The 23,553-nt window shown below is 51.2% G+C and carries 23 protein-coding genes, 1 pseudogene and 1 riboswitch; of the genes and pseudogenes, 21 read left to right on the forward strand and 3 right to left on the reverse strand.

The features are described 5' to 3' along the window. Nucleotides 1–85: 85 nt before the first annotated feature. From NDK47_RS02305 to hpf, 19 genes and pseudogenes are all read left to right on the forward strand, one after another. Nucleotides 86–1,048: a helix-turn-helix transcriptional regulator gene (locus tag NDK47_RS02305; RefSeq protein ID WP_251873287.1), complete on the forward strand. Its 963-nt coding sequence runs from the start codon at nt 86–88 to the stop codon at nt 1,046–1,048. Nucleotides 1,049–1,166: 118 nt separating this feature from the next. After that, nucleotides 1,167–1,679, forward strand: a complete 513-nt coding sequence (locus NDK47_RS02310) for a DinB family protein (protein WP_251873288.1) — start codon at nt 1,167–1,169, stop codon at nt 1,677–1,679. Between the two features lie 337 nt (nt 1,680–2,016). Beyond that, on the forward strand, nt 2,017–3,075 hold the full coding sequence (locus tag NDK47_RS02315; RefSeq protein WP_251873289.1) for a FecCD family ABC transporter permease: 1,059 nt from the start codon (nt 2,017–2,019) through the stop codon (nt 3,073–3,075). After that, nucleotides 3,076–4,104, forward strand: a complete 1,029-nt coding sequence (locus NDK47_RS02320; RefSeq protein WP_251873290.1) for a FecCD family ABC transporter permease — start codon at nt 3,076–3,078, stop codon at nt 4,102–4,104. Nucleotides 4,105–4,130: 26 nt separating this feature from the next. Further along, on the forward strand, nt 4,131–5,036 hold the full coding sequence (locus tag NDK47_RS02325; protein ID WP_251873291.1) for an ABC transporter ATP-binding protein: 906 nt from the start codon (nt 4,131–4,133) through the stop codon (nt 5,034–5,036). Nucleotides 5,037–5,092: 56 nt separating this feature from the next. Next, the gene (locus tag NDK47_RS02330; RefSeq protein ID WP_251873292.1) at nt 5,093–5,905 is read left to right on the forward strand and encodes a (2Fe-2S)-binding protein; all 813 of its coding nucleotides are present in this window, start codon (nt 5,093–5,095) and stop codon (nt 5,903–5,905) included. Between the two features lie 29 nt (nt 5,906–5,934). Further along, nucleotides 5,935–6,894 (forward strand): ABC transporter substrate-binding protein, encoded by a 960-nt coding sequence (locus NDK47_RS02335; RefSeq protein ID WP_251873293.1) that lies wholly within the window; start codon nt 5,935–5,937, stop codon nt 6,892–6,894. 597 nt (nt 6,895–7,491) lie between these two features. Further along, nucleotides 7,492–8,598, forward strand: coding sequence for an S-layer homology domain-containing protein (locus NDK47_RS02340; protein WP_251873294.1), 1,107 nt, complete (start codon nt 7,492–7,494; stop codon nt 8,596–8,598). Between the two features lie 73 nt (nt 8,599–8,671). Then, a riboswitch (SAM riboswitch) is annotated at nt 8,672–8,792 on the forward strand. Nucleotides 8,793–8,920: 128 nt separating this feature from the next. Next, entirely contained in the window at nt 8,921–9,946 is a 1,026-nt protein-coding gene (locus NDK47_RS02345) for a sugar ABC transporter substrate-binding protein (RefSeq protein ID WP_251873295.1), read from the forward strand. Nucleotides 9,947–10,025: 79 nt separating this feature from the next. Then, nucleotides 10,026–11,510 (forward strand): sugar ABC transporter ATP-binding protein, encoded by a 1,485-nt coding sequence (locus NDK47_RS02350; protein ID WP_251873296.1) that lies wholly within the window; start codon nt 10,026–10,028, stop codon nt 11,508–11,510. 1 nt (nt 11,511) lies between these two features. Next, nucleotides 11,512–12,507, forward strand: coding sequence for an ABC transporter permease (locus NDK47_RS02355; protein ID WP_251873297.1), 996 nt, complete (start codon nt 11,512–11,514; stop codon nt 12,505–12,507). A gap of 409 nt (nt 12,508–12,916) precedes the next feature. Continuing rightward, nucleotides 12,917–13,228: pseudogene (locus NDK47_RS02360) on the forward strand (transposase); the annotation flags it as partial. Nucleotides 13,229–13,294: 66 nt separating this feature from the next. After that, nucleotides 13,295–13,462 (forward strand): hypothetical protein, encoded by a 168-nt coding sequence (locus NDK47_RS02365; RefSeq protein ID WP_251873298.1) that lies wholly within the window; start codon nt 13,295–13,297, stop codon nt 13,460–13,462. 241 nt (nt 13,463–13,703) lie between these two features. Beyond that, nucleotides 13,704–14,609 (forward strand): hypothetical protein, encoded by a 906-nt coding sequence (locus NDK47_RS02370; RefSeq protein WP_251873299.1) that lies wholly within the window; start codon nt 13,704–13,706, stop codon nt 14,607–14,609. A 176-nt stretch (nt 14,610–14,785) separates the two neighbouring features. After that, a complete protein-coding gene (locus NDK47_RS02375) occupies nt 14,786–15,484 on the forward strand; it encodes a response regulator transcription factor (RefSeq protein WP_251873301.1) in 699 nt (232 codons plus the stop codon). Continuing rightward, nucleotides 15,481–16,926 (forward strand): sensor histidine kinase, encoded by a 1,446-nt coding sequence (locus tag NDK47_RS02380; protein ID WP_251873302.1) that lies wholly within the window; start codon nt 15,481–15,483, stop codon nt 16,924–16,926. Before NDK47_RS02375 ends, NDK47_RS02380 begins: the two co-directional genes overlap by 4 nt. 143 nt (nt 16,927–17,069) lie before the next feature. After that, the gene (locus NDK47_RS02385; RefSeq protein ID WP_251873304.1) at nt 17,070–17,405 is read left to right on the forward strand and encodes a hypothetical protein; all 336 of its coding nucleotides are present in this window, start codon (nt 17,070–17,072) and stop codon (nt 17,403–17,405) included. A gap of 198 nt (nt 17,406–17,603) precedes the next feature. Then, nucleotides 17,604–18,287, forward strand: coding sequence for a Crp/Fnr family transcriptional regulator (locus tag NDK47_RS02390; protein ID WP_251873305.1), 684 nt, complete (start codon nt 17,604–17,606; stop codon nt 18,285–18,287). Between the two features lie 113 nt (nt 18,288–18,400). Further along, on the forward strand, nt 18,401–18,925 hold the full coding sequence (gene hpf / locus NDK47_RS02395; RefSeq protein WP_251873306.1) for a ribosome hibernation-promoting factor, HPF/YfiA family: 525 nt from the start codon (nt 18,401–18,403) through the stop codon (nt 18,923–18,925). Nucleotides 18,926–19,006: 81 nt separating this feature from the next. Here the strand turns inward: hpf and NDK47_RS02400 are convergent, their stop codons facing one another. Continuing rightward, entirely contained in the window at nt 19,007–19,732 is a 726-nt protein-coding gene (locus NDK47_RS02400) for a Crp/Fnr family transcriptional regulator (protein WP_251873308.1), read from the reverse strand. A gap of 376 nt (nt 19,733–20,108) precedes the next feature. On the opposite strand from NDK47_RS02400, the gene NDK47_RS02405 reads away from it, so the two are divergent. Then, a complete protein-coding gene (locus tag NDK47_RS02405) occupies nt 20,109–21,569 on the forward strand; it encodes an alanine/glycine:cation symporter family protein (protein WP_251873309.1) in 1,461 nt (486 codons plus the stop codon). A 132-nt stretch (nt 21,570–21,701) separates the two neighbouring features. Continuing rightward, nucleotides 21,702–22,373, forward strand: a complete 672-nt coding sequence (locus tag NDK47_RS02410) for a LytTR family DNA-binding domain-containing protein (RefSeq protein ID WP_251873310.1) — start codon at nt 21,702–21,704, stop codon at nt 22,371–22,373. 74 nt (nt 22,374–22,447) lie between these two features. On the opposite strand, the gene NDK47_RS02415 is transcribed toward NDK47_RS02410, so the two are convergent. Both NDK47_RS02415 and NDK47_RS02420 read right to left on the reverse strand, forming a co-directional pair. Further along, nucleotides 22,448–23,029 carry a hypothetical protein gene (locus NDK47_RS02415; RefSeq protein WP_251873311.1) on the reverse strand — a complete coding sequence of 194 codons (582 nt, stop codon included), beginning with the start codon at nt 23,027–23,029 and terminating at the stop codon, nt 22,448–22,450. Nucleotides 23,030–23,065: 36 nt separating this feature from the next. Next, nucleotides 23,066–23,542: a hypothetical protein gene (locus tag NDK47_RS02420; RefSeq protein ID WP_251873312.1), complete on the reverse strand. Its 477-nt coding sequence runs from the start codon at nt 23,540–23,542 to the stop codon at nt 23,066–23,068. Nucleotides 23,543–23,553 lie beyond the last annotated feature (11 nt).

Raw genomic sequence — 23,553 nt, forward strand, 5'->3', positions numbered from 1 at the left:
AAATGACAGGGAGAACAGGCAAGCGTAGCCAATATGTAAAAACACGAAACCAGTCTATACAAGAAATGAAAGGAACCTCGATCCCATGTCAAAAGCCGACAGTATGCTGTCCATTCTCTGGCTGCTGCGAACAGGTAAACGCATGACGGCCAAGCAGTTGGCCGATGAGCTGGAGATTCATGTCCGAACCGTCTATCGCTATATCGATGCCTTGTGCGCGAGCGGGGTGCCGATTCTCGCGGATGCCGGGCATAACGGAGGGTACAGCCTGCCGGACAACTTTGCGGACGCACCCTTGTTTTTTAATCTGGACGAACAAAAAGCGCTGATTCATGCGGCCGTATTTGCCAAAGAGGCGGGCTATCCCTTCGACGAAGCATTGGACAATGCCATTTCCAAGCTGAAATTGTATACCAATGAGGAGCAGCTGCAACGCATCCAGAGCCATGAGCGGGGCTTTGATGTGATTCAATCCCCTGCCAATTCCTCGTCCAAGCTGATTTTACAGGAGCTGCAGATAGCAGTCGGAGACGGGCATACTCTTTCCATGACTTATCAAAAAGGCAATGACAAAGCCCCGAGTCAACGCCTCCTCAATCCATACGGCCTGGTTTTTTGGAAGAATCGCTGGTATGTCGTCGGGTATTGCCACCTGCGCAGTGAAATTCGCAGTTTCCGCGTCGACCGAATACAATCTGTATCCAGGAGTCCGCATCGCTTTCAGCCGCCGAAAGATTTTTCTGCCGGGCAATTCTTCCTGCAAAAAGTATTGCCCGACGCCGAAAGGAACGAGCTGATCGCGGTCCGTATTCAGGGGAAGCCGCAAGCTCTTCAGGGTCTTTGCGAGCATTGGCTGTTTGGGCGCATGCTGGTGGAGCGCTCCGAGGACGAGGCTTTGTTTCAATTGGACGAGCAAGCGATTCGCGTGTATGCTCCCTATTTTCTTCTGCCGTATGGAAGAGCGATACGGGTTTTGGAGCCGAAGCTTTTGCAGGAGAGGATGGTCAGCGTCACCACAGAGCTTCTGAAGCATTACCAAACTTTTTAGTTCTGCTGGCCGTGCTTCACTGACTGTGACTGTCAGTGAAACCCCGGTATGATGTATGATAGGAGCAAGAGAGAAGCAAGTTTCAACCGATTGGGCTAAAGAATGGAGGCGTCTTTTCATGAAACACCACGCACTCAAGCTGTACGACTATCATGTTTGGGCAAATCAACGACTCTTTCAGCATCTGAAGGCGTTGCCGGCGGAGGCAATCACGGAGCAGCTAAACAGTGTATTCCCTTCCGTGTTCGAGGCGCTGGTACATATCTACACGGTGGATCATGTCTGGCTCTTTACGATGCGGGGCGATAGCTTTGACAAAGTAAGGGAAGCAGTCGGACGAATCCCTGAAGAGACCAAAGGGAAGAGCATCGAAGAGATGGAGCGGTTGTTCCAGGGCGCTTCTGATCAGTATCAGGCCTTCTTTGGCCAACAATCTGATCTGGATGCGTTGAAAACATATACTCACCCGCATTTCGGATCGCTGGAGGCACGGTATGCAGATATCGTGCAGCATGTTGTCAACCATGGCACGTATCATCGGGGGAATATCACGGCGATGCTCAGGCAGCAGGGATTGGCCGGGGTACCCACGGACTACATCTTTTATCTGTTTGATGGAAACAAACAGTAGGAGGTTGCTTCAAGAGAGCAGAAAGCGTGATCGGGCAAAAATGAACAGATGAATGGAACAAGAAGCTGGGCTGACGGTACGATTCCGGGAGGCTCAGTTTTTTTGCGATTGGATGACCAGGCAGCTTCTGGTGTATGTGCGACACAAATTTAGGGAATCCTCCTTGCCAATTTTTACAACATCTTTTATAATTGAAAACGATTATCATAATCATTGATTTTTCGAGAGGCTCCTGCAGGAAGCCTTACTATTTTCGCGTATGTTGATAATGATTATTATTATCGGGAGTGATTTCTTTGACTGTATCGTTACCTTCGGCAAGGTTGGGTGTTGAGCAATGGTAGGAAACCAGTCTGCCAGCGTTACACACAATCAGCGTGTAGTGACTCCCAAAATCGCATCCCGGCCAGTTGCTGCTACGCTCATCATTGCTGCTGGTCTGCTGGCGCTTTTCTTTTCTCTCGGTATTTCCATTTCGCTGGGGGCGGCAGACATCAAGCTTGGGACCGTTTGGGAGGCTGTTTTTGCTTTTCAGCCTGAGCTCACCCAGCACCAGATTATTCAGGAATTGCGAATCCCGCGAGCGCTTGTGGGAGCGATGGTAGGAGCTTCGATGGCCGTAGCCGGTTCCATTATGCAAGGGATGACCCGCAATCCTCTGGCAGAGCCGGGCATTATGGGGATCAATGCGGGGGCTGCGTTTGTCCTGGCGCTTGTGTTTGCTTTCTTTCCCGGTCTTTCCTATCACATGGTAATCCTGTATTCCTTTGCGGGTGCCGCTTTGGCGACCATGATCGTGTACGGGATCGGTTCGCTTGCACCGGGAGGGCTTACTCCTCTGCGGCTGGCGCTGGCTGGCACAGTGGTCGCGACGCTGCTTCAGGCGTTATCGAGCGGGATTGCTATTTCCTTTAAAGTCGGACAGGAGATCAGCTTTTGGTACGCGGGCGGTGTCGCCGGTTCCAAATGGAGTCAAGTGGCGATCCTGGCCCCCTGGATTGCGATCGGTCTGATCGGAGCGTTCATCATGGCCCGTTCCATCAGCATTTTGAGTCTGGGTGAAGAGCTTGCGACCGGACTTGGACAAAAAACGGGGCGGGTGAAGCTGATTGGCTCTGTCATTGTCCTGCTGCTAGCAGGGGCGTCTGTATCGGCAGCCGGGCCGGTGGGCTTTATCGGTTTGATCATTCCGCATTTGACACGCTTTCTGGTCGGGACGGACTATCGCTGGATTATTCCCAGCTCGGCCGTACTGGGCGCGCTCTTTTTGGTCCTGGCTGACATCGGTGCTCGTATGGTCAATCCTCCGGTGGAAACACCGATTGGCGTAATTACTGCTGTGATCGGCGTTCCGTTCTTTCTCTATCTGGCACGTCGGGATCGGAGGGGATTGTAGGTGAACCAGGTATCCATCCAACAGGCGGAAGGGCGGAGAAAGGCCCGGACGTATATCGTCATGGCGGTACTGGCCGTTTTGATCATCATTTGTTTCGTTGTCAGCATGAGTACGGGCCAAGTTCGTTTGACGCCGATTGATATGTTCAAAACGCTGGTCGGCCTGGGAACGGCCAAACAAGAAATGATTCTCTTTGATTTTCGGCTGCCGCGCATCGTGATTGCGGTTCTGGTCGGAGCGGGGCTGGCAGTGTCTGGAGCAATTCTCCAAGGTGTGTCCCGCAATGGCCTGGCTGATCCTGGCCTGATGGGGATCAACGCGGGAGCGGGCTTCGCTGTCGCGGCCTACCTGATGGTCTTTGCAAAAGGCGGCGGGGAATCCGTGTTGCTGCTTCCTTTTGTCGCCTTACTGGGCGCTTTTTCAGCAGCGGGGCTGATTTATCTGGTGGCGTGGAAAAACGGGGTGACCCCGATCCGACTGATTCTGGTCGGGATTGGCGTCGGGCTCGCTTTTGCAGCACTGATGATCCTGCTGTCCATCAAAATGGACCCGCACACCTACCTCTACGTCGAGGTGTGGTTGGCGGGAAGTATCTGGGGGAGCAACTGGACGTACGTGGCAGTACTCCTCCCCTGGATCTTCCTGTTGCTTCCTTTTGCCATGTACAAGGCGGGCAGCCTGAACATCCTCGGTCTGGGCGATCAGGCTGCAGCAGGCCTCGGAACCGCGGTGGAAAAAGAGCGTTTGATTTTGCTCTGCACGTCTGTAGCATTGGCTGGCTCATGTGTATCGATTGGGGGCGGGATTGGCTTTATCGGTTTGGTGGCTCCGCATCTGGCTCGTCAGCTGGTGGGGCCAAGGCACGAAAGAATGCTTCCTGCGACAGCGCTGCTTGGATCATTGCTGCTGTTGGTCTCCGATTTTGCGGCACGCAACCTGATGGCGCCCAGTGAGCTTCCAACAGGGATCGTCGTTGCCGTTATCGGTGCCCCCTATTTTTTGTACTTGTTGGCTCGCTCCAAAGCCTAAAAACCGGATGAAAGGAAGGAAGCGGTATGCGTTCACGCTTGTATACAGAAAAACTGGTGATTTCCTACGGAGACCGTCTGATTGTGGAAAATCTGGATATCCGGATACCGGCGGGAAAGATCACGGCCTTGGTGGGACCCAATGGTTCCGGAAAATCAACCATCCTGAAAGCGATCGCCCGACTGATGAAACCTGTCTCTGGCAGTGTCTATCTGGACGGCAAAGCCATACATAAAGAGTCGACCAAGGAGGTAGCAAAAAAACTGGCGATTTTGCCGCAAAGTCCGGAGGCGCCAGGGGGCCTTTTGGTCTCCGAACTGGTTGCCTATGGCCGGTTCCCCTATCAAAAGGGATTTGGCACGTTGCGCGAGGAAGACAGGCGGATCATCGAATGGGCGATTGGCGTGACGGGGATGATGGAATTTGCCGATCGCCCGGTGGACAATCTCTCCGGCGGTCAGCGTCAACGGGCCTGGATTTCCATGGCACTCGCGCAGGGAACAGAGATGTTGCTTTTGGATGAACCCACCACCTATCTGGACATGGCCCATCAGTTGGAGGTGCTGAAGCTCCTGCATCGGCTCAACCAGACGGAAAAGCGGACCATTGTGATGGTGGTCCACGATCTGAACCATGCCACGCGTTTCGCCGACCATGTCGTGGCGATACGAAATGGCCGCCTGGAAGCGGAAGGCACGCCATCCGAGGTGGTCACGGCGGAGACGATGAGAAGCGTCTTCGGTGTGCTGGCGGATATCGTCCCGGACCCGCGTACAGGTGTCCCGGTCTGCATTCCTTATGAGCTGGACAGTACAGACGGGATGGAGGACGCGGACCTGCGGGAGCAAGCGGCCAAGATGACAGAGATGGCCGAGATGCAGCAGGCTGCCGGGAAAGCAAACGCCGGGGAAGAAGAGATGCCGGCCGTTTAGAGATAAGGCCGTCAAAATCTAACGAGCCTGTACAAAAAAGGACGGGAGTGAAAGGAATGACACTCTTTGATTTTTCATATCTCAGCGAACACCATGCCTTGACCACAGAGGATATCCCTAACATCTTGCATCGTTGCCCTCTGGAAAATTTGATGCAGGCAGAGGGAATGGCAGACATGGTGGCCTTTTATCAAGCGGAGATCAAAGGACTGGGGCCGGACGTGGCCGCCGCGTATTTTGCCGGATGGTTTGGTTACGTCTGCACCGGGTTTCAATATCTTATTTCTCGCTATCATGCTGCCCCGGACTTTTCTCCAGCCAATCTGGAGGTACAGTTTTATAAAAAGAATCATCACACATGGCTGACGTTCAAAATAAAAGATTCCCGTGTGGCAACCAGGCAAAGGGATCAGCATGACCGTGCAAGCTGGCGAAAAGAAGCGCTGGAGATCTTTTATACCCAGACTGTGCGCCCTCTTTTTGACACCCTTTCCCACGCGACCGGTCATGATCTTCATCAAATCTGGGGCCAGGTCGTCATGGCCATGTACTGGAGCCGCGAAAAGTGGCTCAACGTCTTTGAGACAGTGGAAGCGCGCAAGCTGATGGAGGAAGACTATCATTTTGTCACAGCGGAAATGGCCCCGGAGATTTTCGGCAGGAAGAAAAATCCGTACCAAACGAAGCTGAGCTTTGTAAAGAGTCCGCGAGATCCGGAGGCGATGATCCCGCGCAAAGCCACCTGCTGTCTTGCTTACCGGACGGAGAACGGACATGGCTACTGCTATACCTGTCCGCGGATCAGCGAAGAGGAGCGGGAGGAAAAGCGGCTCCGCTTTCTGGCGGAACAAGAGGCAAAAGCAAAATAAAAGTGGTTGTTTGAATGGAGGAGTTCCTGATGTATCGACGCATATCCTATTTTTTTGCCCTCCTGCTCGTCCTGGCGATGGTCGGATGCGGCAACGGAAATGCAAATCAAAAAACGTCCGAGGCCGTTGGTGCAAATGCCCACCCATCCGGTGTACGCGCGTACAAACACAGTATGGGAGAGACACTGATCCCGGTCAAACCGGAGAAGGTCGTGACGCTTCAGTATGTCAGCCAGATGCTTTCTGTCGGGGTAAAGCCTATTGGCGCGCCGGAGTTTCTGCTGGAAAACATGGGGGAAGTCGCAAAGGGAATCGAAAGCGTGGGCGATATCGACAAGTTCAATTACGAGAAGATCCTCTCGTTGGAGCCTGACTTGATTATCGCGGGTGATGTGGAGAAGGATACTTATGAAAAGCTGTCCGGAATCGCACCGACCGTCGTGATACCCTGGATGGATTACGACATGCCCGAACACGTAAAGGTAATCGGTGATATCCTGAATCGGCAGGCGGAAGCCGAAGCCTGGCAAAAATCATTTGAGGCCAAGGTCCAGGCGGCGAAGGAAAAGATACAAGGAACGCTCACAGACGGGCAAAAGGTAGCGATCTACAACATCCGCCCGAAAGAATTCTACGTGTACGGCGTGCGCAACTTCGGCTTTACGCTGTACAAATCATTGGGGCTGACGCCTCCTGATCCGGTCCGGAAAGAAATCGAGAAAGACCCGAACTTCTGGGCGACCCCCATCACGTTGGAAATGCTGCCGGAATACGCGGCAGATTATATTTTTATCACCACTTTCCAGGATGGCGACTCCAAGCGTCATTACGATGAAATCAAAAAAAGCGCATTGTGGAAGGCGCTCCCGGCGGTAAAGAATAACCATGTGTTTGAGATCGATTTCGACAGATGGTTTGGTTATACACCGCATGATGTGGAGTTTCAGGTAGATGATGCCGTAAAATGGATCACCGGCCAGGGCAGGTGATTGCATAGAAAAAATCGGACTTTCGCCAAGTCCGATTTTTTTGCGTAAAGAGGCCAAAACCAAGCCGTCAGATCGTGCCAAAAGCCTGGCCAACCCGCCCATCCAAGCTCTCCCAGCACTTCTCCACACTCGGCTTGGGACTGCCGAAGATACTGACGCCTTGTTCGCCGGAGGTGCAATTGCATCTGATCCGTCTTCCTTCTTGTCATGAACAGGCTGTAGGCATGCATACCTATCAAAAAGGACAGGGAGAAACGGCAAAATGATGCCAAACATCCGGATCTGGGCTGTTTGCAGGAAGGTTTTTCAGGAAAACAGAGGGGATTGGAAGAAAAATGATAAAAAATGGGGTTTTTTTCTTACTTTTTGCAACCATTTCGTAGGTTTTTCGGTCTATAAAGGAAATGTTTTGAAATCATAGTTGTTATCTGGCAGGAGGATGCGGCATGATTTTATTGTATGAGAAAAAATGGATTTCACAGTCCGCTTTTTGGACGAATCCTTTCGGAGGAGTGTGATTTCATCCGCAAGCAAGTAGCAGCAATCGAGTAATGCCCTTTATTATCTGTTTTGCAAGGAGAAAGGAGATGTGCCGATATGGTAAAACGTTCGTTTGTCTGGTTTTTTGTCCTTAGCCTTTGTTTTCAAGCCCTGTTTGTTCCTGCCGTCTCGGCCGCCTATTATGAGGATGTCCAGGGGCATTGGGCACAGAGGGAGATTGAGGAGCTAAGCAATGTGAACGTATACCGCCTCAAATACGGGAATTTTTATCCCGACAACCCGATGGCCAGGGGAGAAGCGCTTGTGCTTTTGAACCGTGTGCTGGAGAGCGTCTACGGTCCTCTCGGAGTGGCGAAGTCGAATTCCCACATCGATCATCGTTATTCCTATAAGCAGGAAACCGAACAACTGGCTGCAAACATGCATGTGATGCTGAATGTCCAGACCGGCTTTGTCAATTCCTTTGACCCCGGTGACAGCATGCTTTATTATCTGCACTTATCCGAACGCGGCGGCATGAAGCAGCCGCAGAAAAAGAATGGCGACTGGTGGCTGTCTGATGAATATTTGCATAAGCCCCTGACGAGGGAAGAAGCGAGCATGATTCTCTTCCACGTGCTTGCGCCCTACAAGATGCGGACCTCCAACTTTCGAGTAGATGAGGTAGAGCCTTATTTTTCCGGCTATTACCAGTGGAAGCAAGATCGGAAATACGTCGATACGGATTCTCCGTACGCGGCCGCGATTGCTGACTTTAACCTCTTTGTCAGCGAAAAGACATTTGAGCCGAATAAACAGATGACGCGTGCCCAGTTCGCGGTTGTTCTGAAACGTCTCTATGATTTCTGTAAAAACGATGCGCCCAAGCAGTTCCATGACACTGCGGCAAAGCAAAAAGCGATCACCAATCTCTTTTTGACGGCAGCCGATCGGGCCTATCAGCAGCGAGATCAGGAGCAGATTGACCAGTTCTTCAGCAGAAGCGCCCAGCGCACACTGGAGGAGATTGCGCCGCTTCCGCTTCATGACTACGCGGGAAATCTGACACTGAACAAAGATGAAAACCATCCCAACCGTCTCTGGGCAAAGGGCAGCTACCAGCATCCGTTAACGGGCAGCTACCAGGTCACTTACATGTTGGAGCCAGCTTCGTCCAATCATTACGGCTGGCAGGTAACCAAGATCGAATACCAGCAAAAATAAAAATGCCGGTTGACAGGGGGGAAAACAGCGATTATATTCTGTATATACAAAAGGTTTTGATACAAGAATATGACTCTTATCCAGAGAAGGCTGAGGGACTGGCCCTATGAAGCCCGGCAACCTAGCGCGAAAGACACCGATCTTTCGAGCCAAGGTGCTAACTCCAACAGGTAGAAATACCTGACAGATGAGAGGTGCGAATTAGTTGGAATTCTGCCCCTTTCATTTGGAAAGGGGTTTTTTGGTGGGAGAAAATGATTTCATGTTCCGGTTTCAGGACTGAAAAGCGCATCGTTTTATCTTTAAAAGGGGGTTTTCCGATATGAAAAAGAAGTTTGGTGTGATTGGTGCACTTGTCCTGTCTCTGTCACTGATGCTGACGGCTTGCGGTGGCGGCAACAGCGCTTCCACAGGAAATAGCGGAGGAGGCAGCGGTTCCGGGGAGAAGCCCAAGCGTATTGCTCTCATCATGCGGCAAAACGTCGGTACCTTCTCAGCCCAGTACATCGCCGGTGTGAAAGCCGAAGTAGAGAAGAATGGCGGAGAGTTGTCCGTCTTCAATGCAGATACAGATCTCGTGAAAATGGCTTCCAATCTGGATGCGGCAGTCAATCAGCAATTTGACGGCATTCTGATTGACCACGGTACGGCCGAAGCCCTGCAGCAGGGTGCCGAGAAGGCCGTCAAACAAAACATTCCGCTGGTGCTGTTTGACACCGATATCAAACTGCCGGGCGTGCCGGTCGTCGAGCAGGATGACCAGAAGCTGGCTGAGCTGAGCCTGGAGAAGCTGGCAGCCGATAACGGCGGTAAAGGAAGCATCGTGAAAATCTGGGTAGCGGGCTTTGCTCCAATGGAAAAACGTCAAATTACCTATGAAGGCTTCCTGAAGAAATACTCGGACATCAAGGAAGTGGCTGCTTTCGGAAGTGCCACCAACAACACAGCGCTGGACACACAATCTCAAATGGAAGCGATCCTGAAGAAATACCCGAACAAAGGGGATATCACTGCTGTATGGGCGTCCTGGGATGAGTTCGCCAAAGGAGCGACTCGTGCGATTCAACAGGCTGGACGCACCGAGATCAAAGTCTACTCGATTGATTTGAGCGATGAGGACCTGCAATTCATTCAGGACCCGGCTGCCTCCTGGGTCGCCACTGCAGCCGTAGACCCGGGCAACATTGGACGCATTCAGGCGCAAACCGTCTTCCAGAAAATCAAAGGCGAGCAAGTGCCCGACAACGTGAAGCTGAACCCGGTGCTGGTTCAACGCGAGGATTTGCCGACAGACAAGAAAATTACGATGGCCGATCTTTCCGAGTACGTAAAAGAGTGGGGCAAGTGATGTACGCATAAATCGTTAGCTGTTTCCCGTTGATGGCGAATCAACGGGTTTCTTCCTTAAAAGAGGGGAGGTTTCCGACATGACAACCTTGCAAATGAACGGCATATCCAAATCATTTTCGGGTGTGCCTGCGCTCCGATCCGTCGACTTTGATCTGAAGGCAGGAGAGGTACATGCCTTGCTCGGAGCAAACGGGGCCGGGAAAAGTACGTTGATGAAGATTTTGACAGGCGCCTATGAAGCGGACGAGGGGTCAATCATGATCGACGGGCAGCCTTCCTCCATCCAATCGCCGCAGGCTGCCAAAGCACTGGGAATCCAATGCGTCTACCAGGAGGTGGATACGGCGTTGATTCCGTACCTGAGTGTGGCGGAAAATATCCTGCTGGACCAGCAGATTCAGACAAAGGGACTGATCAACTGGCGCCGTTTGTACGAGCAAGCGGAAGCGGTCTTGAGTCAGTTCGGCTTTTCCATCCCGGTAAAAAAGCTGGTGGAATCCTGTACGCTGTCGGAAAAACAGCTGATTTTGATCGCGCGCGCAGCCGTGCAAAAGGCCCGGTTCATTATTTTTGATGAACCGACGGCACCGCTCAGCAATCACGAGACGGAGCGGTTGTTCCAGATCATCGAACAGTGCAAACAGGCGGGAATGGGCATTATCTACATCTCACACCGCTTGGCGGAAATCTTTGAAATCTGTGACCGGATTACGATTATGCGGGATGGACAGCGCATCTCCACGAAAGCGACAGCAGAAACAAACATGGATGAGGTCATCGCCTCCATGCTGGGCAAAAGCTTCTCCGAGGAGTTTCCAAAAACGGTGGTTCCCATCGGAGAGACGATCCTGGAGGTGCGAAATGCCAAAGGGGGCAAAGTGCGCAAAGCGGACCTGCATGTCCGCGAAGGCGAGATCGTCGGTGTGGTCGGTCTCGTCGGAGCGGGGAAAACCGAACTGGCCCGCCTGCTTTTCGGTGCGGATGAGTGGGAGGACGGAGAGCTTCGCGTAGACGGGCGTACGCTCCGCCCTCGCTCGCCGAAAGAGGCTGTGGAGGCGGGCGTGGTCCTGGTGCCGGAAGAGAGGCGCAAAGAAGGGATTTTCGTCGAAGAGTCTGTCGCTCGCAATCTGTCAGTGGCGTCGCTGGCCAAATGGTCGAAGCGCGGGTTTGTACAAAAAAGAGCGGAGTTGGAGCAAGCGGAAAACATCGTTCGGACACTGGGGGTAAAAACAGCCGATATACGCCAGCCAGTCGGCCATTTGAGCGGGGGGAATCAACAGAAGGTGGCCATCGGCAAATGGCTCCAGACGGATGCCCGTCTCTTTATGTTCGACGAACCGACCAAGGGCGTTGACGTCGGAGCCAAGAGCGATATCTACCGGCTGATCGGATCGCTGGCGGCAGAGAAAAAAGGCATTCTGTATTTCTCCTGTGAGTTCCCCGAGGTGCTGGGGATTGCCGACCGGATTCTCGTCATGTTCGAGGGACAGATCGTCAAAGAGTTTGGCCGGGAAGAAGCCACACAGGAGTCCATCATGTATTACGCAAGCGGAGGTGGGTAGAATGGAAGCAAGAAAACTGAACTTGTTCGATTTTGTTTATAAATACGGGACGGTTGCCGTGGTTGCCATCGTCATTCTGCTCTTTAGCCTGACCAACCCGTATTTTTTTACCTACGGAAATCTCACGGATATTCTGCGGTCCATCTCCATTGTGACCTTCGTGGCAGTGGGTGTGACCTTTTCCTTGATTGTGGGCGGCTTTGACCTGTCCGTCGGGTCGACCGTATCTCTGACCACGGTCGTCTCTGCGTCGATGATGGTCTGGTACGAGCAGGGAGCGGCGGCTACATTGATCGTCCCGATCGCCCTGGCCATTCTGGTGGGACTGATCAATGCACTTTTGGTCGTGAAAATCCGGATTCCCGACCTGCTGGCCACGCTGGCTATGCTCTATATCGTCAACGGCGTCCACATGACCTATTCCAAGGGGTATTCCATCTACGCCAACATGCCGATGGAAGATGGAACGACCGCACCCGGCAAGTTCCAGGACTGGTTTCTCTGGCTGGGCCAGGGCGAAATCCTTTCCGTGCCAGTGCCTGTCGTGCTCACCTTCCTGCTTGTGCTGGTGACACATATCTACCTGACCTATACCCGCCAGGGGCGCATGCTCTACATGACGGGAGGCAATGTGGAGGCTGCCCGCCTGTCCGGGATTCCAGTCAATCGCTACCGCACGCTGGCCTATGTACTCTCCGCGCTGTTCGCCGGGCTGGGCGGAATGCTTTTGGCTGCGCGGATCGGTACGGGGCAGGTCAGCAGCGGAGGCTCTTTGCTGATGGATGCCGTGGCAGCGGCGTTTGTCGGGTTTTCCGTCTTTGGTGCAGGCAAGCCCAATGTTTTCGGTACCTTTGTGGGGGCGATTCTGATCGGTGTCCTGCTCAATGGCATGACGATGCTGAACCTTCCTTATTACGCGTATGATATTGTAAAGGGGATCGTTCTGGCGCTTGCTTTGGCGGTTACCTATTATCAATTGAGACGAAAGCGTTCGTAGTGCGTGAGCGCGGGAGCATGGCTTTGTTCCTTCCCTTGTGGGGAGTGACAAAGCCTTTTTTCATGTGTGAAAGTGTTGAAATATAGAAGGAACACAAGTTCCAGTGTACCCGTAACGATTAATTAGCATTGGAAACGGGGCCGCAGTGAGAAGAAGCATGTTTCCCTGCTCAGCTCCGTATTCCGCCCGCAAGGAAGTATGACTGTCCGCTCCGGAGTGATTCGCGGGGGAGACGCAAAAGGAGTACCGCTCCGAGGTCATCCCACGTTGCGCTCCTTTTTCCCGCGAATCCCCCCTCCGCTGAGCAAGGGCTCCACAGTCGCAACGCAGGGAAACATGCTTCTTCATGAGCCGGAGTTTTTCAAAAATTTGTGGGCAAAAGCTTTGATGCAAAATGAAAAATGAAGAAGAAAAATACCAGGGTAACGTCGAAATGGACGAGACTTATTTCTTATTCTCTGAAAAAGGTAAACGGAACATCACCGAACGCAAGCCGCTTAAACGTGGTGGCAAAGCCAAATATCTTGGTATCAGCAACGACCAAGTGTGTGTACTGGTTGCCCGTGACCGACAGAAAATGACTTACTCTGGCGTTCTTGGACGCAGACGGATTCGGACAACGAAATTGGATGAGGCGATTAGTGATCATTTACCTGACTCAAACGCGCTTTGCACCGATTCGTGGAGGGCATTCAATTCGTATGCGAATTCAAAAGCGTTGCTCATTACTGTAATTGCTTTTCATAATTAAAAAAGTGAGAAGTAGCACTATGTTCGGAGAAGAATCATGTTTCCCTGCGGTGCGACTGTGAAGCCCAGCTCAGCGGAGCAGCGTTTGGCGGGAAACAGGGGCGTAACGTGGGATGACCTCGAAGCGCTGCTGCTTTTACGCACCCCCGCCAAACGCTGTGGAGCGGACAGTGAATCTTCCCCGCAGGGCGGAATACGGAGCTAAGCAGGGAAACATGATTCTTCTCACCGCGGCTGCGCAGCACGGAAACATGATTCTTCTCACCGCGACTGCGCAGCACGAAAATACTCCCTCTCTGGATAACCATAGTCAAATATTCAAGAGAAAAGTAAAGAAAACGCAGATAAATTTCGATGTTCCCCTTAGAATATTTTATATTTTCATACTTTAAAAACAATAATGTATCATATATAATGGATTTACCAAAAGAAGGGAGTGTTGTTCCATGCAGCTTCTCGATTCCTATCTGGAGTCAGGTCTGATCGGTATGGCAAGAGGAGGAAAACAGGGATGGTTTTATGCCCATTTCGGCGCCGCCCTGTTGGCAGGGTATTTCATGAACCAGGAGCATGATCTCCCGGAGCATGTAAGGCGGGGCATCGAACAGATTGGAGAAGGCTTTCGGCGGAACAACCCGGAATGGTACCTGCCCCTCAACGAGCCAAAGACAGATCCTGCCTTGCTGGAGAGAGTGATCAACGGGCTGGCGGTCAACACCGAAAAGCTGACGTCATCCGGACACGGCTTTGCTCTGGGCGTTCTCGCACTGAAAGCCCTGCGGCAAAGACCCGACCTGATCACGCATGAAGTGGTGGAGGGATTGGTCCAGGTATTGGACGATACGACCCGGGACAGAGCCAATCGCTATTGGGGCATCCGCAACTACCAGGAGGTAACCGAAGCAGATATCGCCGAGGATTTTCCTCCCTACGCAGACACACTGGAGATGGCAGAGCGCACCTTTGGCGAGCTGCATACCGTGGTAGCCGGACGAAAAATTGACGGTGTCATGTACCATTTTGCCGGGGAGATCGAACATAGTGTCACATTTGCCCAAGCGCTGACCGATCTGGAGCGATTCGGCTACACCGATCTGGTGAAAGCGGGCATGGTCAACCACCGCATCCAGATGTACCTCAATCGCCAGATGCCCGAGGAGCTGCTGAGTGAACAGGTGCGGCAGCCGCTCTTTACCTCCGTTCTTTCCCTGGAATACTGGAGCAAAACCTACCAAGACCCGCATGCCTTGAAGGTGCCTTATGCAGCCATGGATCTCCTGCGCCGGCTGCCTGAAGAGAAGCGAGAGGAAGCGGAATACGGCGTGTGCAAGCTTTTGACGATCATGAAGTAAGAGAGGCAGGGGATGTGCTGCAAAATGGCACATCCTTTTTGTTTTGGAAAATCATACTAAGGCGGCATGACTTATGCAGGTCCCCAAGCGGGCCAAACTGTGGTACCATGTAAAAAATTCGTTTTTACGCTGCCTTCGGAAAGCCGGTATTGTCCCCGGAAGGGAGGTTGTTGGTCATGACGAATACCAAAATATTGGTTGCGGATGACGATCCGAATGTGTGTGAGATTATCCGTCTGTTTTGTTCCAAACAACAAATGGACCTGGTGGTGGCAAACGACGGGAAGCAAGCCTTGGAGCTGGCTGAAAAGGAGCTTCCTGATCTAATCATTCTCGATGTCATGATGCCGCAAATGGATGGCTTTGAAGCATGTCGAGAAATTCGCAAAAAGTGGGACATACCGATTATTATGCTGACGGCCAAGGATGAAGAATTCGACAGGGTTCTCGGGCTGGAGCTGGGGGCAGATGACTATGTGACCAAGCCGTTCAGTCCGCGTGAGCTGTTGGCCCGGATTCGAGCGATTATGAGAAGAATGCAGCCGAGGGAAAAGCAGGAGGAAGAAACCCTTCATGTGCTGTCATTTGATCAGCTTGTCATCGACATCGAAAAACGGGAGGTTCTGGCGGCAGAGGAGAAGGTCAATTTTCGGCCAAAGGAATTCGATTTGCTGGTCCACATGGCCCGATCGCCGGGAAGCGTATTTTCACGCGAGCAATTGCTGGAACAAATCTGGGGTTTTGATTATTTCGGCGATGCGCGAACGATTGATGTGCATATCAAAAAGATCAGGCAGCGTCTGCAAAAACTGCCGTATGAGTGTATACACACGGTGTGGGGAATTGGCTATAAATTCGGAGTGGATGAACCGTGATGGGGATGTCGAAAAGCATCTTTCGCCGCCTGCTGTTTAGCTTTCTGGCTACAGTACTCATCGGGCTGGGCTTTTCTGGAATCCTCATCTCCTTTTTTGCCAAAGAATACATCTATGGAGCACAAAAAGAAACCATGCTGCGTCAGGCGAAAAAGGTAAATGCGGCGATTCAGGACTACAGTGAGGTAAATCAACTGCTGATCGGCACCCTGGCGCTGCTCGATGAGTCGTTTGATACGCGGATCTGGCTCTTTGACAGCAACGGCAAAATTGTCGCCACGTCGATGAAGGATGAGGTGTTTACCGGAAAATCAGTGGCCCGTTCCATCGCGGATTCGGTCCTGCAGGGGAAAAATGCCGTTTCAGAATTAAAAATAGAAGGCTTGGAAGATCCGATGCTGTCCGTAGCCATCCCCTGGGGAAAAGGGGAGAAGGTGTACGGGGGGATTATCCTGCATGCACCGATTGAAGGAGTCGAGCGCACCTTTGCTCATATGCGGGAGACGATCCTCTGGGCCACCTTGTTCGGCGTTCTTTTGTCCACCGCGATGGTTTCTTATGTATCTTGGTCGATTTCCAAACCGCTGCGCACGATTGAACGGGCAACAGCGGAGATCGGGCGCGGCAATTACACGGAGCGGGTCAAGGTAGACACTGCGGATGAAATCGGCGATCTGGCACAGACCATCAATACACTTGCCGGCAGACTGGAGCGCGTCGAGCAGGAGAGGCATCATCTGGAACAGGTGAGAAATGATTTTCTGGCCAATGTTTCCCATGAGCTGCGGACACCCCTGACGGCGATGCAGGGCTTTTTGGAGGCACTGCAGGACGGGCTGGTTGAGGAAGAAGAGGCAAGGCAGAAATACTATGCCGTCATGTATTCGGAAACACTGCACATCACGCGGCTGGTCGATGACTTGATGGACCTGATGAAGCTGGAAAACAACGAGCTGGCTTTGGCAAAATTCCCGATTGATGTCGGGGGCGTTATCGATAAAGTGGTGCTTGCCTTCCGACCGGAGGCAGAGGAAAAAGGGGTCGAGATCCTCGTGGAGATGCCGGAAAAACTGCCCAAGGTCTACGCCGATAAAGACCGGATCGCCCAGATCATGAAAAATCTCGTAAAGAACGCGATCAAATTTACGGATGAAGGGACGATACGTCTGTCCGCTCGCAGTGAAGCCGAGTGGGTTGAGATCTCGGTTGCAGACAGCGGGGTCGGTATCTCAGCAGATGACCAGGAGCGCATCTGGGAGCGTTTTTTCAAAGTGGATCGCGGCCGCTCCAAAAAGAACAAAGGAACCGGATTGGGCCTGGCAATCGTCAAGGAGCTGGTCGAGCTTCACGACGGCGAGGTGACGCTTACCAGCGAGCCAGGCAAGGGAAGCACGTTTTCGGTGCGGCTGCCAGCCATGGACTGCGAGCGCATGATTTCCTAAAACTGGAGGATGGTCATACTTTTTTCATATCTTGTTCATGATTTTTTCCCACACTCCTCACAGATTGAACATTTTTCCCAGCTACCATAGAGACGTGGCCGAAAGACGGCACGAAGCACAGAAAAGGAAAGGGGAGTTCAATCATGAACAAACGATGGATATCTTTAGCGGCAGTCGCGCTTCTACTGTCCGGCAGCCTGGTGGCCTGCTCCAGCCCAACCAGCAATCCGGAGCCAGCGACGGAGCAAGACGGAGGCGCAGCCATCCCAGGCTCTTCTTCTCCAACGGAATCTACTCCATCTGCTGATAGCGCTGATTCTCAGGATCAGTCCAAACCGGATGATGCTGCGAAGCCAGATGCGTCCGCCGGGGAAACAGATTCGCAGTCTGGCTCCACAGATGCATCCACACCGGATTCTTCGTCCGGATCGAGTGATGGCGAAGCCAATCAGGCTCCTTCATCCACCACGAGCAACTAATCGATTTCACCTGTTGGGTCGCGTTTGAATACTTCACTACTTCCCTCCCACAATCACAGAGGTGGCATACTGCCGCCTCTTTTTGTTTTTCCTGGCGCAGATGTGATGTTCGTCACATGACGGAATGGCACAATCCGTTAGGATGAGAGTAGACACTTTTGATGTGAACGGAAAAGAGAGAATGAGAGGGGATCGAACGTGAATACGACGCCATTTTCCCAGCAGATGATGGATTTGCTGAAGGCAAACATGGAAACCAGACAGGTGCCCAAAGGAACCTCGCTGTTTCAGGAGCAAGAACCTTCCAAACATCTCTATTATGTCTGGGAGGGACAAATTCAGGTGATGAATACGACAGGGGATGAAAAGCTCTTTGTGATTCAACTGTACCATCCTGGCGATTTGCTGGGAGCAAGCACCGAGCAACCGGACATTCCCTGCTGCTTTCAGGCAGAAGCGACTGCGGACAGCGTAGTGGGGGTTATCGGAGTCGAGAAGCTGCGCGAGCTAATGAAAGAGCATCCGGAGTTGGCCGTACAGCTCGTGAAGTGGTTGACGCTCATGGAGCGCTCTTTGCAATTAAAGCTGCGCGATTTGTTTTTATACGGAAAACAAGGAGCTTTGGCGGCCACCCTGCTGCGTCTCTGCCATACGTACGGAGTTCGCAGGGACAGTGAAATCCGCATCGAGCAGCGATTTACACACGCCGATCTGGCGAAGTTCATCGGCGCAACCAGAGAGAGTGTCAATCGCATGGTCAACAAATGGCGGAAAAAACAGATTCTCTCGGTGGAAGACGGCTACCTGATCGTTCAGGATTCCCATGCATTAAAAAACATGTGCCATTGCATGAATTGCGCCAAAGAAGTATGCAGGCTCTAGGAAATGGACAAGCCGCAGGGTACCTGTGATAAATATCACAACCTGCAAGCAAAAAAGAAGAGATAATCAGGGTGTAGCAATCGTTACCGAAGTAGGCGGAAGGAGAATGCACAATGAATTGCACGATTCATGGAGAACATTTGACAGTTACCCCTGCCTTGCAAGAGTACGTGGAACAAAAGCTGCTCCGTTTGGAAAAATTCGATCTGATGCAGCAGGCGACAGATTGTCGGGTAACTCTGCGGGTTGTCCGCAAACAACATACCGTGGAAGTGACGATCCCGGTGGGGGGCATGATCTTTCGGGCGGAGGAATCCTCCGATGATATGTACGCCTCGATTGACGGGGTAGTAGATAAATTGAACCGGCAAATCCGGAAATACAAAAACAGGGCGGAACAACGCGGCAAGACGGGATATGATCAGCACTTCAACAGCGCGGCTGACGCTGAAGAGAGTGAGCGCGTAGTCCGCATGAAAGAGTTTGAATTCAAGCCAATGGATGTGGAAGAGGCAGTGATGCAGATGGAGCTATTGGGACACAGCTTCTTTGTCTTTACCAACCAGGAAAATCTCCAGGTTAACGTGGTTTATAAACGAAATGACGGAAACTATGGCCTGATCGCTCAAGCCCGATAACGAAAGTCGCAAAAACTGCACCTGTGATGATTGACAGACAGACACCCCGCTGAAAAAAACAGACAGGGTGTCTTTTGGCTGCTAAAGCCGACAGATCTCGGGCGGACAGTCATCGCAGCAGATCGTTTCCTTGAGATAGCGAAGGTCTTTGATCAGAATATGCCCATGCGGCAGCAGATCGATCACCTGCTGTCGCTTCAAGTCGGCCAGCATCCGGTTTACACTCTCACGGGTCAGCCCGATAAATTGGGCCAGGTCGCGGTTGGTCAGGGATAATTGAATATAGATGCCATCCGGCCGTTCCTCTCCGTAGGTGTTGCACATCCGGATCAGCGTGGAATACAGGGCGCCCACCTTGCCATTGAGCAGCAGATCGCGGAATTTCGATTGCATCCGGCGGTTCATCATCCCCATCCAGCGCATGAAGGGCACACTATATTCTCCATGGCTACTGAGGAGCTGCTCCAGACCGGCAAGGGGGATTGGCCGGACTGCTCCCCCCTCCAGCATTTCGGCACTGGCATCGTAGGTCAGATTGGCCTCGAACAAACCGGCCAATCCCACAAGCTCACCTGCTCCAAAGACCTGCAGCGTGAGCTCTTTTCCGTCGACCGTGGTTTTGGTCAGCTTCACTTGCCCGGAAGAGATCAGGTACAAATAATCGGCTCGGTCCCCATCCATGTAGAGAACGGACCCGGCGGAGACTGCTTTTTCAGTAGAAAGCGCATAGAGTTCAGCCAGAAAATCTGGAGTGATTTGTTCGATAAAAGTCAGACTGTTGCCCAAGCATGCTCCCCCCTTGATCATGGCAGATACTCTTATTATAGTACGCAGGGCCTCAGGTGGCACGCACTCGTTCACGTGCTGTTTTCGCCACCGACGATACGGTGTGTTGTTGAAAGACAAAGCATCCAAGCCGGCAAGCAGATGATTTTTTTTATGGAGATCAGGCTGTTGGCAGAGTGAAAAAAAGGCAAAAATGTCAACTGCTCTTCTTTTTTCTAAAAAAAATTCACGGATTTTCAGAGCGGCTCAGGCTAGTCATGACGCGCTTTTTGCCTGGTTCAATCGGTTGAAAATTCCCTTTTTTATGTGAAATGTAAACGTTTTATGTTGTGCGAATATATTCAATATTTTATAATTAACCAAGATCATATTTACTTTATAAAGAGGGGGTTATTTTTTGGAGGCATTTGTAAACTGGCTAAATGACATCATCTGGAGTCAGGCATTGATTTACCTCTGTCTGGGAGCAGGTTTGTTTTATTCACTGGCTACGCGTTTCATGCAGATCAGACACGTCAAAGACATGATCAAGCTGATGTTCGAAGGAAAAAGCTCTGAAGCGGGCGTTTCTTCCTTTCAGGCTTTATCCATGGCCCTCTCTGGACGCGTCGGTACCGGGAATATCGCGGGTGTCGCCACGGCAATTGCCTACGGGGGTCCTGGCGCGATTTTCTGGATGTGGGTGATGGCTTTCCTGGGATCAGCATCCGGTTATGTAGAGGCCGCACTGGGGCAGGTGTACAAAACGAAGCAGCAAGGCCAATTCCGCGGGGGTCCTTCATTCTATATTGAAAAAGGGTTGAAACTGAAGTGGTACGCTGTATTATTCGCAGTTGTTACGGTCATTGCTACAGGCATGCTGTTGCCAGGCGTTCAGGCGAACAGTATCGCATCCGGCGTTGAAAATGCATTTGGGATCAGTCCATGGATAACCGGTATTTTCCTCGCTGCTGTTTTGGGCTTTATCATTTATGGCGGTGTCAAACGTATTGCCAACGTGGCGCAGGTAGTGGTTCCGTTTATGGCTTTGGGTTATATTTTAGTCGCTCTCATCATTGTCCTTCTTAATATTTCGGAATTGCCCAATATGATTGCGTTGATCTTCAAAAGTGCGTTTGGTACAGAGGCGGCATTTGGCGGAATTCTCGGTGCGGCCATCATGTGGGGGGTCAAGCGCGGAATCTATTCAAATGAGGCCGGTCAAGGTACGGCTCCTCATGCGGCAGCCGCAGCCGAAGTTTCTCACCCGGCCAAGCAGGGGATTGTTCAAGCGTTTTCCGTGTATGTAGATACCTTGTTCGTCTGTTCGGCAACTGCCTTTATGATCCTGATTACCGGCAAGTACAACGTAACGCCGGATGGTGTCCCACCCATTGTAAACAACCTGGGTGACATGGGGCCGGGTCCCGGTTACACGCAGCATGCGGTTGAGTCTGTCCTGCCAGGCTTTGGAGCGCCGTTTGTGGCGATTGCCCTGCTGTTCTTCGCGTTTACAACGATCATGGCCTACTACTACATGGCCGAGACCAACCTCACTTATCTTAACAGCAAGGTGAGACGTGTCTGGTCCGAGCATCTGCTGAAACTTGTCATCATGGGTATGGTAATCTTTGGAAGCGTGAAGTCGGCCGACCTGGCGTGGACATTGGGTGACATCGGTGTAGGCAGCATGGCATGGCTGAATATTATCGCCATTTTGTTGCTCACGAAACCGGCGCTGAAGGTCCTGAAAGATTACGAGGAGCAGAAAAAGGCAGGGAAAGATCCCGTGTTTGATCCCGTGAAGCTGGGGATCGAGAACGCCGATTTCTGGGAAAAGGAATACAATGCTCCCAAGGAGAAACGCAAAACTTCCTGATGGAGCCAAGGTTATCAGTGAAACAGATGCTGGCATTGTCCTTGGGCAATGCCAGTTTTTTTTGGTTTATCGCAGCCGCTCAAAATATGGTTTAATAGAAGTAACAACAAATGGGATGCAGAGGGATGAAAAATGGAAACGACATTAGTGCCCGAAGTACTGCAAATGGTCGGCGAGGTCATACCGGCTGATGTATCCGTGGCGATCTCCTACGAGCGTCGCTACATTTACTACCAGCCGAGTCCCGTAATTGATCTGAAAATTAAACCCGGAGACCAGGTGCGAGAAGGATCAGCAACAGACAAAGCGCTGGCGGTCAGAGAAAAAATAGCCGAGTACGTGGAGGGTGACGTTTTTGGTGTCCCCTATTACGGCATTTCCAAGCCGCTTGTTCGCGACGGTCAGGTGGTCGGGTGCATTACAGCGATTTACCCCAAGGACATGATGCCCTTCACGGCTTTGATGCCGGAGCCTAAAGTGCTGATTGGCAAAGGAGAAAACGGCTGGGTGCCGCTTCGCTTGGCGGATATCACCTTTATCCGTTCCCAGGACGGCAAAACCTGGCTGCATACCGCTGCTGATTCGTATGTGAATCGGTACAGCTTGACCGAGCTGGAGCAGCTTCTGTCACCTGCCAGCTTTTTGCGCTGTCACCGATCGTATATGGTGAATGTCGAAGCGATCGGCTTTATTCATCCGCACTTTCATTCGACGTTTTTGCTGGAGATGAAAGACAAGCATCGGACGCGGGTGCCGGTAAGCCAGTCGTATGCCAGTTCATTTCGTCAAATTTTGGGTTTTTGAAGACAAGCTGCTGGAAAGTGGCTTGTTTTTTTGGTTTGATTGGAAAAGGGGGGGATGGTGACGTATTTTCTTTTTTACGAGCTCCTGATATAGCTTCGCAGTACTTTCAGGCACTGGCTTTTCAGTAAGGCCGGATTGGTTTTTTCAAAAAATGCAATAAACTCCTTTGTTTTGTTCTGAACTTCATCGACAAACTCCTGCAGTTTGATCTCTTCCCTCCAAAGGTATTTCGAGACACAATCTATCGGTTCGGTTAGTATGGATGTCAGTATTGCATAATTCTCTCCTTCTTCAACCATTCCTACATTCGTATTTTCCACATAAGCCAAACTCACGAGCAGATTTTCATCTCGGGTTTTCTGAAATTCAAACCATACAAACACATCATCAATCGTATGGAGAGCAGTATAGTCGTGATTAGATAATAGAAGCACAACATCATTTAAGTAACCGAGCCAAGCATCAATGCATTCCTCGAAAAAATCAGCGATTGGAGTAGGCGCATCTGGATCATAAAAACCATACGTTTGCCCGTTTACATTGATCTCCAACTGCCCGTAGATCACATTTCCGTATTCTTCTCCCTCAAAATCTTCTAAACTCATTTGACTCCATTCGCTTATGGGAATGTTGGGGAGGTATTGTATCTTGAACATGTTCTTACTCCTTTCGAGATTTGTGAGGAGGACTAGTTAATCAACAATGTCCTCCGAAATCTCTCCATTAACGTTTCCGTACATATACAAATTGTTGTCTTTGCCTAAATATTGGATGGTGTATAAGGAGATTCGTTCATTTTTCCAACCAATAAATAATTGAACACCGATTTTCCCACTACGAAAACCTTCTCGATCGATTACATGATCAGGAACATTCGATTTATATTCTGGATCAGAGAGTAGGCGATACATCCAATACTCATCTTCCTCGTTCTCTAAATCACCATTATGATTGACCAGGATATAGTCATTTCCATAAATCTTCTTAATTTCATTCTTGGATAATCCTATTTTTACGGTATCTTTCATTGTCGTAACCACATGAATTACGTCATTTTCTTTTGCTGATTGATTCACTTGAGAGGAACCTCCTATTATTCCTGTTGAAAATAAAACTCCTATTGCAACCGCGATGAATACGAAAAGAATCAGGTAACGTTTGCTCTTCATAATCTCCCTCC

It is taken from the genome of Brevibacillus ruminantium, assembly GCF_023746555.1.
GTDB lineage: Bacteria > Bacillota > Bacilli > Brevibacillales > Brevibacillaceae > Brevibacillus > Brevibacillus ruminantium.

What these genes read in the sequence shown, in the direction of transcription:
- NDK47_RS02305 (WP_251873287.1), top strand. Translation starts at nt 86, where the DNA reads ATGTCAAAAGCCGACAGTATGCTGTCCATTCTCTGGCTGCTGCGAACA.
- NDK47_RS02310 (WP_251873288.1), top strand. Translation starts at nt 1,167, where the DNA reads ATGAAACACCACGCACTCAAGCTGTACGACTATCATGTTTGGGCAAAT.
- NDK47_RS02315 (WP_251873289.1), top strand. Translation starts at nt 2,017, where the DNA reads ATGGTAGGAAACCAGTCTGCCAGCGTTACACACAATCAGCGTGTAGTG.
- NDK47_RS02325 (WP_251873291.1), top strand. Translation starts at nt 4,131, where the DNA reads ATGCGTTCACGCTTGTATACAGAAAAACTGGTGATTTCCTACGGAGAC.
- NDK47_RS02330 (WP_251873292.1), top strand. Translation starts at nt 5,093, where the DNA reads ATGACACTCTTTGATTTTTCATATCTCAGCGAACACCATGCCTTGACC.
- NDK47_RS02335 (WP_251873293.1), top strand. Translation starts at nt 5,935, where the DNA reads ATGTATCGACGCATATCCTATTTTTTTGCCCTCCTGCTCGTCCTGGCG.
- NDK47_RS02340 (WP_251873294.1), top strand. Translation starts at nt 7,492, where the DNA reads ATGGTAAAACGTTCGTTTGTCTGGTTTTTTGTCCTTAGCCTTTGTTTT.
- NDK47_RS02345 (WP_251873295.1), top strand. Translation starts at nt 8,921, where the DNA reads ATGAAAAAGAAGTTTGGTGTGATTGGTGCACTTGTCCTGTCTCTGTCA.
- NDK47_RS02350 (WP_251873296.1), top strand. Translation starts at nt 10,026, where the DNA reads ATGACAACCTTGCAAATGAACGGCATATCCAAATCATTTTCGGGTGTG.
- NDK47_RS02355 (WP_251873297.1), top strand. Translation starts at nt 11,512, where the DNA reads ATGGAAGCAAGAAAACTGAACTTGTTCGATTTTGTTTATAAATACGGG.
- NDK47_RS02365 (WP_251873298.1), top strand. Translation starts at nt 13,295, where the DNA reads ATGTTTCCCTGCGGTGCGACTGTGAAGCCCAGCTCAGCGGAGCAGCGT.
- NDK47_RS02370 (WP_251873299.1), top strand. Translation starts at nt 13,704, where the DNA reads ATGCAGCTTCTCGATTCCTATCTGGAGTCAGGTCTGATCGGTATGGCA.
- NDK47_RS02375 (WP_251873301.1), top strand. Translation starts at nt 14,786, where the DNA reads ATGACGAATACCAAAATATTGGTTGCGGATGACGATCCGAATGTGTGT.
- NDK47_RS02385 (WP_251873304.1), top strand. Translation starts at nt 17,070, where the DNA reads ATGAACAAACGATGGATATCTTTAGCGGCAGTCGCGCTTCTACTGTCC.
- hpf (WP_251873306.1), top strand. Translation starts at nt 18,401, where the DNA reads ATGAATTGCACGATTCATGGAGAACATTTGACAGTTACCCCTGCCTTG.
- NDK47_RS02400 (WP_251873308.1), bottom strand. Translation starts at nt 19,732, where the DNA reads ATGATCAAGGGGGGAGCATGCTTGGGCAACAGTCTGACTTTTATCGAA.
- NDK47_RS02410 (WP_251873310.1), top strand. Translation starts at nt 21,702, where the DNA reads ATGGAAACGACATTAGTGCCCGAAGTACTGCAAATGGTCGGCGAGGTC.
- NDK47_RS02415 (WP_251873311.1), bottom strand. Translation starts at nt 23,029, where the DNA reads ATGTTCAAGATACAATACCTCCCCAACATTCCCATAAGCGAATGGAGT.
- NDK47_RS02420 (WP_251873312.1), bottom strand. Translation starts at nt 23,542, where the DNA reads ATGAAGAGCAAACGTTACCTGATTCTTTTCGTATTCATCGCGGTTGCA.